We start from the raw sequence: 14,226 nt of genomic DNA on the forward strand, positions 1-14,226 counted from the left end.
GCACAGCTCATCACCAGGTGCCGATCCAAGACGGCGAGGGCGGGTAAGGGGCTCCCAGCACACACGTGAGTGGCACAGTACGCCGAAGCATACTGTGCCACTCACACCGGCTCAGCCGACGACCAGATCCAGCTCGTCGTCGTTGACACCGACCGTCACGCTGCCACCCTCGACCAGAATGTCGTCGAGCAGCAGGTCCGCGATCCGGTCGTCGACCGCACGCTGGATCGACCGGCGCAGCGGGCGTGCCCCGAACTCGGGCTGGTGTCCGTGTTCGGCAATCCAGTCCACCGCGGCGTCGCTGAACGAGATCTCGATACCCTTGGCCTCGAGCCGCTTCCGGCTGTCGTCCAACAGTAGGTCGGTGATCCGGTGCAGCTGTTCGGTGTCCAGCTTGCGGAAGATCACGATCTCGTCGATCCGGTTGAGGAATTCCGGCCGCATCGACTCGCGCAGCCGGCCCATCACCCGGTCTCGCAGCGGCTTCTCCGACGCCTCGGCGTCACCGGTGGTGAAGCCCAGTCCGCCCGACTTGCTGGAGATGATGTCGGACCCCAGGTTGCTGGTCATGATCAGAACGGTGTTCTTGAAATCCACCGTCCGGCCCTGACCGTCGGTCAACCGCCCGTCGTCGAGCACCTGCAGCAGCGTGTTGAACACGTCGGGGTGCGCCTTCTCGATCTCGTCGAGGAGGATCACCGAGTACGGGTTGCGCCGAACCTGCTCGGTGAGCTGTCCTGCCTCCCCGTAGCCGACGTAGCCGGGAGGGGCACCCACCAGGCGACTGACCGTGTGCCGTTCACCGAACTCGCTCATGTCGAGTCGCAGCATCTTGTTCTCGTCACCGAACAGGGTGGCCGCTAATGCTTTCGCCAGTTCGGTCTTGCCGACACCGGTCGGGCCGAGGAACAGGAAGCTGCCGACGGGGCGGTCGGGATCGTTCATACCGGTCCGGCTCCGACGCACCGCCCGGGCGATGGCCCGCACGGCATCGTCTTGCCCGATGACCCGCCGGTGCAGTTCGTCTTCGAGCCGGCGGAGGCGTTCCTTCTCCTCCTGGGTCATCTGGCTCGCGGGAATACCCGTCGACCGCGACACGACCTCGGCGATCTGCTCGGCGGTCACGTCCGGTGTGATGTCCGACGCGTCGGCCTTGCCACCGATGCGGGCCTGCAGCTTCGTGATCTGGTCACGCAGTCCCGACGCCTTCTCGTACTGCTCGTCGGCGACGGCCTGATTCTTGGCCTGTTCCAACTCCTCCACATGCTTCCGCAGAGCCTCCACGTCGACGCTCGGCATGCGCAGCCGCAACCGGGCCCCGGCCTGGTCGATCAGGTCGATCGCCTTGTCGGGCAGGAAGCGGTCACCGATATACCGGGCAGAGAGCTCGACGGCGGCGGTGATGGCGTCGTCGGTGTAGCGCACGCCGTGGTGCTCTTCGTATCGGTCGCGGAGACCCGACAGAATGGCCACTGCGTCCTCGATGCTCGGCTCCGCCACCGTGACCGGCTGGAATCGGCGTTCGAGCGCCGGATCCTTCTCGATGTGCTTGCGGTACTCGTCGAGGGTGGTGGCACCGACGATGTGCAGTTCACCACGGGCGAGCTTCGGCTTGAGGATGTTTCCGGCATCCATCGCACCCTCGGCTCCGCCACCGGCGCCGGCAATGGTGTGAACCTCGTCGATGAAGACGATCAACTCGTCCTTGTGGGCGACGATCTCGTCGATCACCTTGGTGAGGCGTTCCTCGAAGTCGCCGCGGTATCGGGTTCCCGACACCATGCTCGACAGGTCGAGTTGCACGATGCGCTTACCGGTCAGACGGTCGGGTACGTCGCCGTCGACGATCCGCTGAGCCAGGCCCTCGACGATCGCCGTCTTGCCGACGCCGGCCTCACCGACGAGGACGGGGTTGTTCTTGGTCCGCCGCGACAGGATCTCGATGGTCTGTTCGATCTCGTCGGCCCGGCCGATCACCGGGTCGACGCCGCCGCTGCGGGCACGTTCGGTGAGATCGAAACCGTACTTGTCGAGGGTGGGAGTGTCGGAGTCCGGCGCCTGCTCGGCCGACCCGCCTTGGATGGCGGTCTGTAGACGTTCCGGGGTGACACCCTCCGAGGCCAGCAGGCGGCCTGCGGCATGGTCCTGATCTGCGGCGAGCGCGAGGAACAGGTGCTCGGGATCGATGTACGTCGACCCGAGAGCGCGGGCGAGCTGATGCGCCTCGAGCAGCGCGGTCTTGAGCGCACCGCTCAGCGACGGCACGGCGAATCCGGACGAGTTCCGGCCCTGCGGAAGACGCAGTTCCACGGCGTCCGACACGGCTGACACGTCGGCGCCCGCTCGCTGCATCAACGTCTTGGCCGGGTCTTGTTCAGCCATGACGCGCAGAACGTGCAGTGCATCGAGGTCGGAGTCACCGCGACCGGCGGCGAACCGCGCGGCGGCTGCCATGAGTTCCTGGGTGGAGCGGCTCATGAGACGGCTGATGTCGATGCGACCAGGGCCCTCCGGCCCGAAGAATGCTGGCATTCCGAAGCCTCCTAAGAAGTTGAGCGTTACTCACTCAACTAACGTGCCAGTGCTCCGATCAATTCCCGAAGCGGGGGGCGTTTCATTGTGATGGCCGTCATATGCAGGGACGGCTGCCCGGCGCGCGGAACTTCCTACAACACCGGACAGCGACCCGCTCTTCCCGGCGGTGTCAGCGGAAAGTCGACTTCAGGTGTTCGGCGAGACCCTCGATCGAGACGGGCGCCATCCGGAAGCCCAGATAGCCGTCCGGACGGACGACGTACGCCGCGCAACCCTCGGCGCCATAGGCCGCGGCGAATTCGCCGGCCTCGTCCCGCACGAGCGGAAGAATCGTTTCACCGACCTCGGCACCCGGAGTCGCGATCAGATAGGTGTCGAGCAGGCCCTGGGCCGCGGTTCCGGCCGACGCCGCAGCAGCCTCCAGCACGGCCAGACCCCGCGCGTCGACCGAGTCGTCGGCGTACAGCAGCAATGTGTGCCGGTCGCGTCCCAGTAACCCGAACAGCCGGATCGGGAATGCGACGCCAGCGCGGGTCAACCCGCGCGCGTCGGGCGCTCGCTCACCGGGCCGCAGCGTGGTCGCGCCCTCGGTCCGGGACACGATAGGGCTGTCGGAGTAGTCGATGAGCAGCTGCGCTTCGCGGCGCATGACCAGTTCGGGGTCCGAAGCACCCGCGCCGATCCCTTCCCGCGCGCTGCGGATGGTGCGACCCACGACCTCCTCGCCGACCGGCCGCCGCTCGAGGTCGTAGCTGTCCATCAAGTCGGGTGCCGCGACTCCGGACACGGCGAGCGCAAGCTTCCATGCCAGGTTGTGGGCGTCCTGGATCCCGGTGTTCATGCCCTGCGCCCCGGTGGGCGGGTGGATATGGGCGGCGTCGCCGGCAACGAACACGCGTCCACGTCCGTAGGAGTCGACGATGCGGTGGCTGATGCGGAAGACGGAGGACCACCGAAGGTTCGATGCCCGGGCCGGTTCGGGAGCCAGCCTGTCGAGTACGGCCTGAATGTGCCCGAGTTGCGGCGTGGGCCCCGACTCGAATCCGTGCCGGATGTTGTCGCCGGCCGAGGCGCCGGTATTCGACAGTTCCGCGGGCACCAGCATCGACATCCGGTACCGACGACGACCGGGCAAGGGAATGCACACGAGGACATCGTCGGGTCCGTCCTCCGTGTGACGGACCGAACGAATATTGTAGCCACGCGGCAACGACCAGTCCACTTCGACGTCACCGAGCATGTACTGCTCAGCGAAGGCGCCGCCCTCGAACGTGAGACCGAGACCCTTGCGCACCACACTGTGCGCGCCATCGCATCCGGCGAGGTACTGCGACCGGATGGTCCCGCCGCCGTCCCCGCTCACCGTGGCGACCACTCCGCCCTCGTCCTGTTCGAACGAGACCAGGCCGATTCCGCGTTCGACCCTGGTGCCCAGGGAAGCCAGATGTTCGGTGAGTATGCGTTCGGTCTCGTACTGGGGCAGTCCGATGAACCCGAACGGCACATCCGCGGGCAAGGCCAATTCCATTCGCGCGACCTCGACTCCGTCGACGTAGAGGATCTGCCCACGAAATGGAACCGCCGCGTCGAGCACTCGCCCGAGCACGCCCATACCTTCGAACACTTCGAGGGTCCGGGGTTGGATCCCCACCGCCTTGGCGTACTGCGGCGGCTCGTGGAGCGGATCGATGATGCGGCAGGAGATGCCGCGCCTACGTAGTTCGATCGCCGCAGTCAGTCCTACCGGACCCGCTCCGACCACCAATACCTCGGGATCCACCACGAAGACACCGCCTCACCAGGAGGGATCGAGTTTCGATCAGTATGCCTGGCCGCCGCGGAAATTGGAGGCAGACGAGCTCCCGATTTTTGAACGTGCAGCCGTGTGGGTAACCGTCGGACATGACGCACAAGGACACCGAGCAGCACGAGAACACACCCGGCCCGGCGACGACGAGTACGGAGAGTGGCAAATCGGGTGCCCACAAAGACGTGATGTCCGATCCCGCGGAGGACGACAAGGGTTCGGGTGCGGACTGGAGCGGCGAAGGTGGCGCGACCCCGGAGGGGCCCGCCACCGACACTGACGACTGACGCCGCGAGGACTACATCGGGATCTGACCGGCGAGAACACCGACCACCAGCATGGTCAGCGACACCAGCGCGGCCCGCCACAGCACCTTCTTGTGGTGGTCGGCCAGGGACACGCCTGCCAGTGTGACGAGCAGCAGGATGGCCGGGACCAACGGGCTCTGCATGTGGAAGGTCTGTCCGGTGATCGAAGCGCGGGCCATCTCGACGGGCTCGATGCCGTAGGTGGACGCGGTTTCGGCGAGCACGGGCATCACACCGAAGTAGAAGGCGTCGTTGCTCATGAAGAACGTGAAGGGCAAGCTCAGGACACCCGTAATGACGGCGAGGTGCGGTCCGAGCGATGCCGGGATGATCTCGAGCAACCACTGCGCCATTGCCTCGACCATGCCCGTGCCCTGGAAGACTCCCGTGAGCACGGCTGCGGCGAACACCATCGCCACCACCGAGACGATGCTCGACGAGTGCCGGGTGATGGCTTCCTGCTGCTCCTTGACGCGCGGGAAGTTCGCCATCAAGGCGATCGATGCCGCCACCATGAAGAGCACCGGGATGGGCAGGACGTCCATCACGAGCACGGCAAGCAGACCCACGCTCAGAGCAGCGTTGAACCACAACAGCTTCGGTCGCAGCGTCGGCCGCTCGGGGTCCAGTCCGTCGACGAAGCCGTCGAGCCCGTCGTCCGACCCGGAATCTCTGGAACCGCCGGTTGCGTTGCCGCTGCCACCGTCTGCGCCGCCGGAACCAAGCCGAGTCCGACCGGATCCCGCGCCGACGAGAAGACGCTCGGATGTGAGAACCAGGGTGCCGATGCGTCGCCGTTCGGAGTAGCCGAGCTGCACGGCGAAGAGCAGCACGATGACCAGTCCGGCAACGAGCGAAGGAATCATCGGCACGAAGACGTCGGACGGGGAGATCCCGAGGGCCGCAGCAGCTCGGACGGTCGGCCCACCCCACGGGATGATGTTCATCGCACCGTTCGAAAGCCCGGCGACGACGGTGAGGACGACGGGGCTCACCTTCAATTTCAGGTAGAGCGGGAGCAGTGCCGAGGTGACGATGATGAAGGTCGTCGACCCGTCACCGTCCAGCGACACCACCATGGCCAGGACTGCCGTGCCGACGACGAGCCGCATGGGATCGTTGCGGACGAGCTTGAGAATCACCTTCACCAGTGGGTCGAAGAGCCCGACGTCGATCATGATCCCGAAGAAGATGATCGCGAAGAACAGCAGTGCCGCAGTGGGCGCCAGCGCTTTGATCCCGTCGGTGATCATGTCGCCGATACCCAGACCGGCCCCGGCCGCGATACCGAACGCGACCGGGACGGCAATCAGCCCGACCACTGGGGTGGCCCGTTTGGACATGATCAAGAACATGAACACGGCCACCATCAGAAAGCCGAGTGCTACCAGCATTGCCACTCCTCGTCCGCACCTGAAAAGTCGCACTGTGATCGCGACAACAGCAAGTGTTGATCGAGCGGGCGCTCACAGTCACTGTTACGGACGTAGAGAAGGTTGTGTTCATTGTGGTGGCGAAGACAGATGTTCCCTCAACGTCGCCGTCTCGTACTCGGTCCGGAACAGTCCACGCTTCTGCAGTACGGGAACGACCTCGTCGACGAAGTCGGTGAGAGCGTCCGGATAGATCGGCGGCATCAGATTGAAGCCGTCGGCGCCACCTCCGTGAAACCACCGTTCGATGTCGTCGGCGATCGACTCCGGCGTCCCTATCATCGTGCAGTGCCCACCACCGGCGGCCAGTGTTCCCAGCAACGCGCGGACCGTGGGCCGATCCTTCTCGATGATGCGCAGGATGGTGTCGTAGCGGCCCTGCGGTCCGGTGAACTCGGAGAGTGGCGGCAGATCGGGGACGGGCGCGTCCAGTTCCCACTCACTGCAATCCTGATGCGTGAACAGGGACAGTTGCGCGATCGACTGTTCGACCGGCAGCAGGGCGTCGAGTTCGGCCTTCTTCCTGCGTGCCTCTTCTGTGGTCGATCCGACGTAGGTGACGAGACCCGGCATCACGGTCACGGCGTCGGCGTCGCGGCCCGCAGTACGGATGCGCCGCTTGACGTCTCGATAGTAACTCTGCGCGGATTCGAGGTCGTAGGCCACGGCATAGATCCCCTCGGCGCAGCGGGCCGCCAGGTCCCGACCCTGCTCGGAGGCACCGGCCTGGAAGAGGACGGGACGCCCCTGCGGCGACCGCGGCACGTTCAGCGGGCCGTCCACCAGAAAATGCTTGCCGCGGTGATGAATCGGGGCGACCTTCGCCGGGTCGGCGAACATCCCGCCCCGGTCGGGTGCCAACGCGTCGGCATCCCACGAATCCCAGAGCGCGAGTGCCACGTCGACGAACTCGGCGGCGCGCGAGTACCGCTCGTCGTGCGGCGGCATTTCCTCGAGTCCATGGTTACGGGCCTCCGCGTCGAACATGGAGGTCACGACGTTCCACCCGGCCCGGCCGCCACTGATGTGGTCGAGCGATGCAAGCATCCGGGCGGCGTGGAAGGGCGTGTAGAAGGTGCTGGACACGGTGGTGACCAGCCCGATTCGCTCCGTCGCCCGGGCCATCGCCGACAACGCCGTCAGCGGTTCGAGAAACCACAGTCCGCCGGCGGCGGGGTCTCGCACCGAGTGTCCGTCGGCGAAGAAGACGGCGTCGAAGCAGCCACGTTCTGCGGTCTGCGCCAACTCTTCGTAATAGGCGATGTCGGTGAGCCGTTCCACCTGCGACGCCGGGTGCCGCCAGGCGGCGCCGTGGTGTCCGCAGGCGAAAAGAAATGCGTTGAGGTGCAGTTGCTTACGTGCTGCCATCAGTCTTTGACCAATCCCCCGTCGACGACGAGATTCTGGCCGGTCACCGAACGCGACCACGGAGAGGCGAAGAACAGCACCGCGTCGGCGAATTCTTCCGGAGTGGTGACGCGTTGCAGGGGCGTACTCGCCGCGATGAGGTCGAACACCTCGTCCGGAGTGGCGGCGCTCGCGTCCGTGGTGCGCAGCAGCCCGCCCGACACCATGTTCACCGTGATGCCGTCGGGACCGAGATCGGCGGCGAGCGTGCGGGTCAGTGACAGTGCTGCAGCCTTGGCCGCCGTGTAATCGTGGTAGGGAACCACGGGGTTCTGGAACAAGTTGGTTCCGATGGTGACGATGCGGCCGAAGCCGATTGAGCGCATGCCCGGTAGTGCGGCTTGCGTGGTGTTCAGAGTCGCCTTGACACTCCCTTGCAGCTGCGCGACGAAGGCGTCCCACGAGATGGCGTCGGCCTTGTCGCGGGCGTCGCCGTTGAAGGAGAAATCGGCGAGGGCGTTGTTGATCACGGTGGTGACCGGTGAGCCGAAGTGGTCTGCCGCCGCGCCGAACAGGGCGTCGACCTGTTCGCGGTCCGTGACATCGGCCTGAAGCGCGATGGCATGCCCGGCGCCCGCCTCCGCCGCGAGGTCCTCGGCCGCGTCTCGGCTACGACGGTAGTTCACCACCACCCGTGCGCCCTGCTCGGCGAACGAGCGCACGATGGCGGAACCGAGGCCGCGCCCACCCCCGGTCACGAGAACGATCTGCTTGTCGATCTGCATTGCGCACCTTTCGTCCGGCCGCGAGGAACGCCGGACGACCGCACGCATCAGCGGTCGGCGCGACATCCCTTCGCTAGCACTACCTAGTTCAGGTTCGACGGGTGTGTTCTCAGCCGCCCAGCTCTCGCCGGGCAGCACCCCGTGTCACTGGCGACAGTCTAAGCGCAGTCGCGAAAAGAGAAAGCCGCACCCGTCTTTGTTGCGCACAATTAAGTTGTGTGCAACCATTCTGGGGTGACCGACCCTCTCACCCTCGACCGCCAGTTGTGCTTTGCCCTCTACTCGGCATCGCGGGCCATGACGGCCACCTACCGGTCGCTGCTCGAGAAATTGGGCGTGACGTACCCGCAGTACCTGGTTCTGCTGGTGCTGTGGGAGCGGGACGGCCGCGGCGTGCGCGACATCTGCGACGCCCTGGATCTCGATACCGGCACCCTGTCACCGCTACTCAAAAGACTCGAATCACTCGGGTTGGTCGAGCGTCGTCGCGACTCGGCCGACGAGCGGCGGGTCGGTATCCACCTCACCGAGGCCGGGACCCAACTACGGCATTCCGCTCTGGGCATTCCGGCCGCACTGGCCGGCTCCACGGGTATGGACGTCGACGAGCTCGTCGCCCTGCGGGACACCTTGAGTCGTCTCACCGAATCGCTACACCAGTACACCGCAACCGATCCCCCGAAAAGGAAGTAATCCCGTGCAGATTCTCTACACCGCCGAAGCCCTCGCCACCGGAGAAGGCCGCAACGGCCACGCCCGCACCTCGGACGGCCGACTCGATCTCGACCTTGCCATCCCCGTCGAGATGGGCGGTTCGGGCAACGGCACGAACCCGGAGCAGTTGTTCGCCGCCGGCTACGCCGCGTGCTTCCACTCGGCACTGCAGATGGTCGCCCGCCAGGCCAAGGCCGATGTCACCGACTCGGCGGTCGGTGCGCGCGTCGGAATCGGCTCGGCGAACGGCGGCGGTTTCGGTCTCGCCGTGACCCTCGAGGTGTCACTCCCCCACCTCTCGCGGGACGAGGCCCTCGAATTGACCGAGAAGGCGCACCAGGTCTGCCCGTATTCCAACGCAACTCGGGGAAACGTCGAGGTCACCCTCGACGTCACCGAGGACTGAACCTACCGGCGGGCGTCGGTCACGCGAACGTGTATTCGACGCCCGTCAGGTTCTCGGACAGCGACCACAAGGCACCCGCGGTCTTCTCGTCCCGCGACTTGCTATTGGAACCGACCACCTTCGGGTGACCACGCTGCTCGAACAGCCCGTCCGGCCCGAGGTAACTACCGCCCGCCACATCGGGAGCGGCGGCCGCGTACAGCATGGGCAGCGCACCCATCTCCGCTGACTGCGCGAAGATTCGGTTACCGACGGCCATCAGCTTGTCCTGTACCGACTCGGTGTGGGCCTGCAGATTGGTCGATGCGTAACCGGGATGCGCGGCCACAGCCTTGACCGACGACCCCGCCGCCGCGAGTCTGCGCTGTAGCTCGTAGGTGAACAGAAGATTCGCGAGTTTCGACTGTCCGTACGCGCTCCACCGGTTGTACTTGCGGTTTTCCCAGTTGAGATCGTCGAGGTCCACGGATCCCATCTTGTGTGCGGTGCTCGACATCGTGACAATTCGGTCGGTGATCTTGGCGAGGAGCAGGCCGGTGAGCGCGAAGTGGCCGAGATGGTTTGTGCCGATCTGCATTTCGAAACCGTCGACAGTTTTACGCCGGGGAACCGCCATCACTCCGGCGTTGTTCACCAGCACGTCGACCGAATCGATGCCCGCGGCGAAGTCCCGCACCGATGCCAGATCGGCGAGGTCGAGTCGGCGGACCTCGGCGTTGTCACCGATGGTGCGCCCGACCGCGTCGCCTTTCGTGGTGTCGCGGCAGGCGAGGACGACGTGGGCGCCCGCCTTGGCGAGTGCGCGCGCAGCCACCTCCCCCAATCCACTGTTGGCGCCCGTGACGACGAACGTCCGGCCCTGCTGATCCGCGATGTCCGCTGCTGTCCACTTGGTCATGAGAGCAACCCTACGGAAGTCGGGACGCGGCCAACACCCGTCACCACGCCGTTGCTCCGACCAGCGGGAGGTTGACGAAACTCGGTCTGTCCGGCGACAACCGGACATGCTGCGGCTTCAACTGGCTGTCCGCGAGCATCGGTCCGAGCGGCAGATAACGCGGAAAGCTGCTCGCGTACACGTCGACACGCAACCGGTGTCCGGGCGCCAGGACGGCGTCGGTGGGCACGAAGTTGATGTCCACGGGTGTGACCTCCCCGGGAACGAGGGGCTGGCGCGCCGCCACCGTCAGGTAGTGATGCGGTTCGGTGTAGTCGCCGTTGGGAGACTTCGTGCTCTGCGCATCGTCCACCGCACGCATCGACGCAGTGAGCGCCCCATTGGTCAAGGTCGTCGACGTACCGTCGGGGGCGACGTCGTTGAGTGTGACCGCCCAGAAACCGTCGGTGGCGTCGAGCACCGTCTCGAGATGCAGGTTGACGGGCCCCGACAACTCGGTGGGCCGGGTGACGGGAGCGCTGGTGAATGTGAGGCCTTCGGCCTCGTTGAAACGGGAGTCCTTGGTGCAGGCAGATCCGAAGATCACGGCCGCCCCGGCCGTCCCCTGGGCGCCGTCACGCGAGCACAGCGCCCGTAGGCCCGGCGCCACCGTGAGATTCGCGGAATCGGCGGGCTGCGCCGCGACGAGGCTGCCGTCGTGCGCAGCATGCCCCGCCGTGCCGCTCGGCGCGTTCGACAGATACATCCGCTGGTAGTCGACGCCGGCCCGGGGGAACGAATCGGTAGTGGTCCATCCGTTGCCCTGCTGATACAGCGTGACCGGGCCGTAGCCGTCGATTCCGTTGTCGACACCTTTCAACCACTTGTCGTACCAAGCGCGTTCGAGAACGTCGAGGCGCGGCGGGGCGCCCGGCTCACCGAACCCACCGCCGAAGTTGATGTGGTAGGCGTCGCTCATGATCAGCTGCTTCTCGCCCGCCGGCAGGGGGATGTCGTTGTAGACCCGGGGCTCGCTGTTGGCGAAGATGTCGTGCCACGCGCCGTAGAGCATCGTCGGCACCTCGATGTTGTCCACCCGGGCTTTGCGCTCCTCGTAGAACTCCCCATCCTGCGCTACCCGCAGCGTGCCGGGATCCAGGTCGTTCACGGTGGGCGCTGTCATGGCCTCGAGGAGAGCCGGGAACAGCGTCAGGGGATCACGAAGCCGATCCTGAAGCCAGGTCTGGTCGAAGCGGCCCTGCGCGAGCGCCTGCACGTCCGGAACGAACTTGAGACCATTCACCAGCGAGAGCCAGAGGGGCATGAAACCGACACCCAGTCCGGCGCCGGTCCCGACGATGTCGCGGAGCAGATCGTTTCCGGGTTCAGTGGGGAAGATCGCCTTCAGGGCAGGCGGCTGATGACCCGCGGCCTGCAGGGAGTTGATGCCCGAATAGGACACGCCGCCCATCCCGACTCTGCCGTCAGACCAGCTCTGCTTGCTGATCCAATCGATCACCTCGACGGAATCGCGCTGCTCGACCGGGCCGAGTGCCTGCCATTCGCCTTGCGAGAAGCCGGTGCCCCGCGCATCCACGACCACCTGCGTGTACCCGTTCTGCACGAGGTCGCGGTTGACACCGAAAACACGCATGCCGCCGCCTGACAGAACCTTCGCGGCCTCGGTGATGCCGTCGAACGGCGTCCCGGCGAGGTTGTAGGAATTCACCAGGTCGACAACGGTGTCTTCGAGCCCCGGGACCGCGAGCACGGAGTCGACGACGTTGCCGATCAACTTGGTATAAGGCGTGACACTGAGCACCGAGGGCGTCTTCGTGTGGACCGGAATGCCTGCCGCGTCGGCGGGCCGGTAGACGTTCGCCTTCAGCACCGTCCCGTCGCTCATCGTGATGGGCACGTCCCAGTCGATGGCGACGACCGGGTAGGCCGGCGGTGTATCGACGGCAGCCAGCCACTGTGCGGCTGCGGGTCCTCCGGTCGGGTCAGCGGACGCCGTGGGCGCGACAGCGAGCCCTATGGACATTGCTACCGCGACTGCCAATACACCTGGTCGAAACGCCCAGCGACGCACGATCACCTAAGAACCCCCGTGAACTTTCCGATGACGCGCCTCAGCGGCCAGGGTGGCCCGCGTCACAAACTTACCGGATAGTAACCATGGGTTCGCGCCAGGTCAACGCCGAGTTACAGACAAGCTGCATTACCGTCGACGGTGTGCCCGACGCCCCGCTTCCCGTTCGTGACGGCCTCAACCCGACGCGGCTGAGGACGCCCGACGACGGACCGTGGCCCACCGTCCTCGAGTACCTCGTCGGCCGCTTTCCCCACGACGAAACACGGCTCCGCGAGAAGGTGGCCGCGCGGGAGGTGGTCGACGAGCGGGGGCACCCCGTCACCGAGTCGACGGCGTTCGTCCCGCGGAGAGACGTCTACCTCTACCGGGATCCTCCGGTGGAATCGCGGGTGCCGTTCGAGGTCGAGATCCTGCATCGCGACGAGAATCTGCTCGTCGTCGACAAGCCCCATTTTCTCGCCAGCACACCACGGGGCGCGTACATCGTCGAGTCCGCACTCGTACGGTTGCGCAGGAGTCTCGGACTTCCCGACCTGACGCCCGTGCACCGGCTGGATCGTCTCACCGCAGGAGTTCTCATTTTCACCGTGCGACGCGAAGTCCGGCGGGACTACCAGTCGCTGTTCGATCGACGGGAAGTGCGCAAGGAGTACGAGGCGCTTGCCCGCTACGACCCCGAGTTGACCCTTCCGGCAACGGTCCGCAGCCGCATCGTCAAGCAACGCGGCGTCTTGAAGGCTTTCGAGACGGAGGGGCCCGCGAACAGCGAGAGTCGCATCGAACTGCTCGAAATCCGCGGTAGCGCCGCGCGCTATCGACTGCTCCCGCACACCGGCAAGACGCACCAGCTGCGGTTGCACATGAGCTCACTCGGCATCCCGATTTTCGGTGACAATTTCTACCCCGACTTCTATGACGTTGCCGGGAACGACTATTCGACTCCGTTGCGCCTACTCGCACGCTCGGTGGAATTCACCGATCCCTTGTCGGGTGCACGCCGCCGGTTCGTCAGTGAGCGGACCCTGACATGGCCGACGTCCACACCTCCGGCGCACTGACACTCAGCGAAGGGACGTCGAACTACTCCTGCGAGGCCGCCACCCTCTGCTCCAGAACCTGACCGGAGCCGTTCTGCTCGGCGAGGCGGCGGGCACTGTCCAGAGCCTCCTGGGCAGCCGCCTTCACCGCGGCCGCTTTCTCGGCCGGAGTGAGATCCCCGGGCGACGACGGAGCCACTTCGGGCACGGGCGACGACGGAGCCACTTCGGGCACAGGGGGCGTCGGAGCCACTTCCGGCACCTCGCCCACATCCGGCGTTTCCGGCGGCTCGTTCGTTTCCGGCACCTCGACGGGGTCTGTCAGGTACTGGCCGCAGTCCGGCCACGCGCCGACCCCCTGGCTCTGGAGCACCTTTTCGGCGATACGGATCTGTTCCGCTCGACTCGCTTCCGACGGGTCTCCCTTTCCGCCATGGGATTTCCAGGTCTCGGGCAGAAATTGCAGGCCCCCGTAGTAACCGTTTCCGGTATCGATCGTCCAGTCGCCGCCGCTTTCGCATTCGGCGACGGCGTCCCAGTTGTGCGGTGCGGCAGACGCAACACCGGCGCTCAGGCCCAGTGGAACCGTCACGGCTGCGCCGATCGTGGCAATCCACCCCAGGGTGCGCCTCTCGATGTGGCATGTGGTCATGCTGAGTCCTTCCTCTCCGCGCTCGCGGACATGGTCGGCTTCTCCCCTTCGTGACCTCCTCCCGATACCTCTGAGGCAGAAGTAAAGTACAGGTGTACGACTATTGTGTTGTGACAGGTGAATCTTCGGAATTCCGGATTTTCGACGCCGATCCGTGGCCGTGTCGTGACGAGTCCGTTACATGCCGGAGGTGGGTCCGCAAAGTACGCGCATAAGGCACTGTGGACACC

Annotated in this window: 12 protein-coding genes and 1 riboswitch; of the genes, 4 read left to right on the forward strand and 8 right to left on the reverse strand. The window is 65.7% G+C overall.

Features of this window, described 5'->3' with window-relative positions; translation table 11 throughout:
• Positions 1–111: 111 nt before the first annotated feature.
• Together ACH49N_RS05110 and ACH49N_RS05115 are read right to left on the reverse strand one after the other, a co-directional pair.
• Positions 112–2,532: an ATP-dependent Clp protease ATP-binding subunit gene (locus ACH49N_RS05110; protein WP_358270948.1), complete on the reverse strand. Its 2,421-nt coding sequence runs from the start codon at positions 2,530–2,532 to the stop codon at positions 112–114.
• A gap of 172 nt (positions 2,533–2,704) precedes the next feature.
• Positions 2,705–4,318, reverse strand: coding sequence for an FAD-dependent monooxygenase (locus tag ACH49N_RS05115; protein ID WP_358270949.1), 1,614 nt, complete (start codon positions 4,316–4,318; stop codon positions 2,705–2,707).
• Positions 4,319–4,437: 119 nt separating this feature from the next.
• On the opposite strand from ACH49N_RS05115, the gene ACH49N_RS05120 reads away from it, so the two are divergent.
• Positions 4,438–4,629, forward strand: coding sequence for a hypothetical protein (locus ACH49N_RS05120; RefSeq protein ID WP_159919791.1), 192 nt, complete (start codon positions 4,438–4,440; stop codon positions 4,627–4,629).
• An 11-nt stretch (positions 4,630–4,640) separates the two neighbouring features.
• Here the strand turns inward: ACH49N_RS05120 and ACH49N_RS05125 are convergent, their stop codons facing one another.
• The 3 genes from ACH49N_RS05125 to ACH49N_RS05135 form a co-directional block, all read right to left on the reverse strand.
• Positions 4,641–6,044, reverse strand: a complete 1,404-nt coding sequence (locus ACH49N_RS05125; RefSeq protein WP_358270951.1) for an SLC13 family permease — start codon at positions 6,042–6,044, stop codon at positions 4,641–4,643.
• Positions 6,045–6,152: 108 nt separating this feature from the next.
• Positions 6,153–7,451: an LLM class flavin-dependent oxidoreductase gene (locus tag ACH49N_RS05130; RefSeq protein ID WP_358270953.1), complete on the reverse strand. Its 1,299-nt coding sequence runs from the start codon at positions 7,449–7,451 to the stop codon at positions 6,153–6,155.
• Positions 7,451–8,215, reverse strand: a complete 765-nt coding sequence (locus ACH49N_RS05135) for a 3-oxoacyl-ACP reductase (protein ID WP_358270954.1) — start codon at positions 8,213–8,215, stop codon at positions 7,451–7,453. Before ACH49N_RS05135 ends, ACH49N_RS05130 begins: the two co-directional genes overlap by 1 nt.
• A 48-nt stretch (positions 8,216–8,263) precedes the next feature.
• A riboswitch (TPP riboswitch) is annotated at positions 8,264–8,367 on the reverse strand.
• 82 nt (positions 8,368–8,449) lie between these two features.
• Here ACH49N_RS05135 and ACH49N_RS05140 point away from each other — a divergent pair.
• Together ACH49N_RS05140 and ACH49N_RS05145 are read left to right on the forward strand one after the other, a co-directional pair.
• The gene (locus tag ACH49N_RS05140; RefSeq protein ID WP_358270955.1) at positions 8,450–8,908 is read left to right on the forward strand and encodes a MarR family transcriptional regulator; all 459 of its coding nucleotides are present in this window, start codon (positions 8,450–8,452) and stop codon (positions 8,906–8,908) included.
• Between the two features lie 4 nt (positions 8,909–8,912).
• Positions 8,913–9,335, forward strand: coding sequence for an organic hydroperoxide resistance protein (locus ACH49N_RS05145; protein WP_159919782.1), 423 nt, complete (start codon positions 8,913–8,915; stop codon positions 9,333–9,335).
• A 19-nt stretch (positions 9,336–9,354) separates the two neighbouring features.
• Here the strand turns inward: ACH49N_RS05145 and ACH49N_RS05150 are convergent, their stop codons facing one another.
• The gene (locus ACH49N_RS05150) at positions 9,355–10,233 is read right to left on the reverse strand and encodes an oxidoreductase (protein ID WP_358270957.1); all 879 of its coding nucleotides are present in this window, start codon (positions 10,231–10,233) and stop codon (positions 9,355–9,357) included.
• Positions 10,234–10,273: 40 nt separating this feature from the next.
• On the reverse strand, positions 10,274–12,256 hold the full coding sequence (locus ACH49N_RS05155) for a CocE/NonD family hydrolase (protein WP_358270958.1): 1,983 nt from the start codon (positions 12,254–12,256) through the stop codon (positions 10,274–10,276).
• 134 nt (positions 12,257–12,390) lie between these two features.
• Here ACH49N_RS05155 and ACH49N_RS05160 point away from each other — a divergent pair, with 134 nt between their 5' ends.
• On the forward strand, positions 12,391–13,365 hold the full coding sequence (locus ACH49N_RS05160; protein WP_397504417.1) for a pseudouridine synthase: 975 nt from the start codon (positions 12,391–12,393) through the stop codon (positions 13,363–13,365).
• Between the two features lie 22 nt (positions 13,366–13,387).
• Here ACH49N_RS05160 and ACH49N_RS05165 read toward each other — a convergent pair whose 3' ends face one another.
• Entirely contained in the window at positions 13,388–13,996 is a 609-nt protein-coding gene (locus ACH49N_RS05165) for a transglycosylase family protein (protein ID WP_358270959.1), read from the reverse strand.
• Positions 13,997–14,226 lie beyond the last annotated feature (230 nt).

Origin of the sequence: Rhodococcus sp. NPDC019647, from assembly GCF_044389235.1 — a bacterium.
GTDB classification, from domain to species: Bacteria; Actinomycetota; Actinomycetes; order Mycobacteriales; family Mycobacteriaceae; genus Rhodococcus_F; species Rhodococcus_F oxybenzonivorans.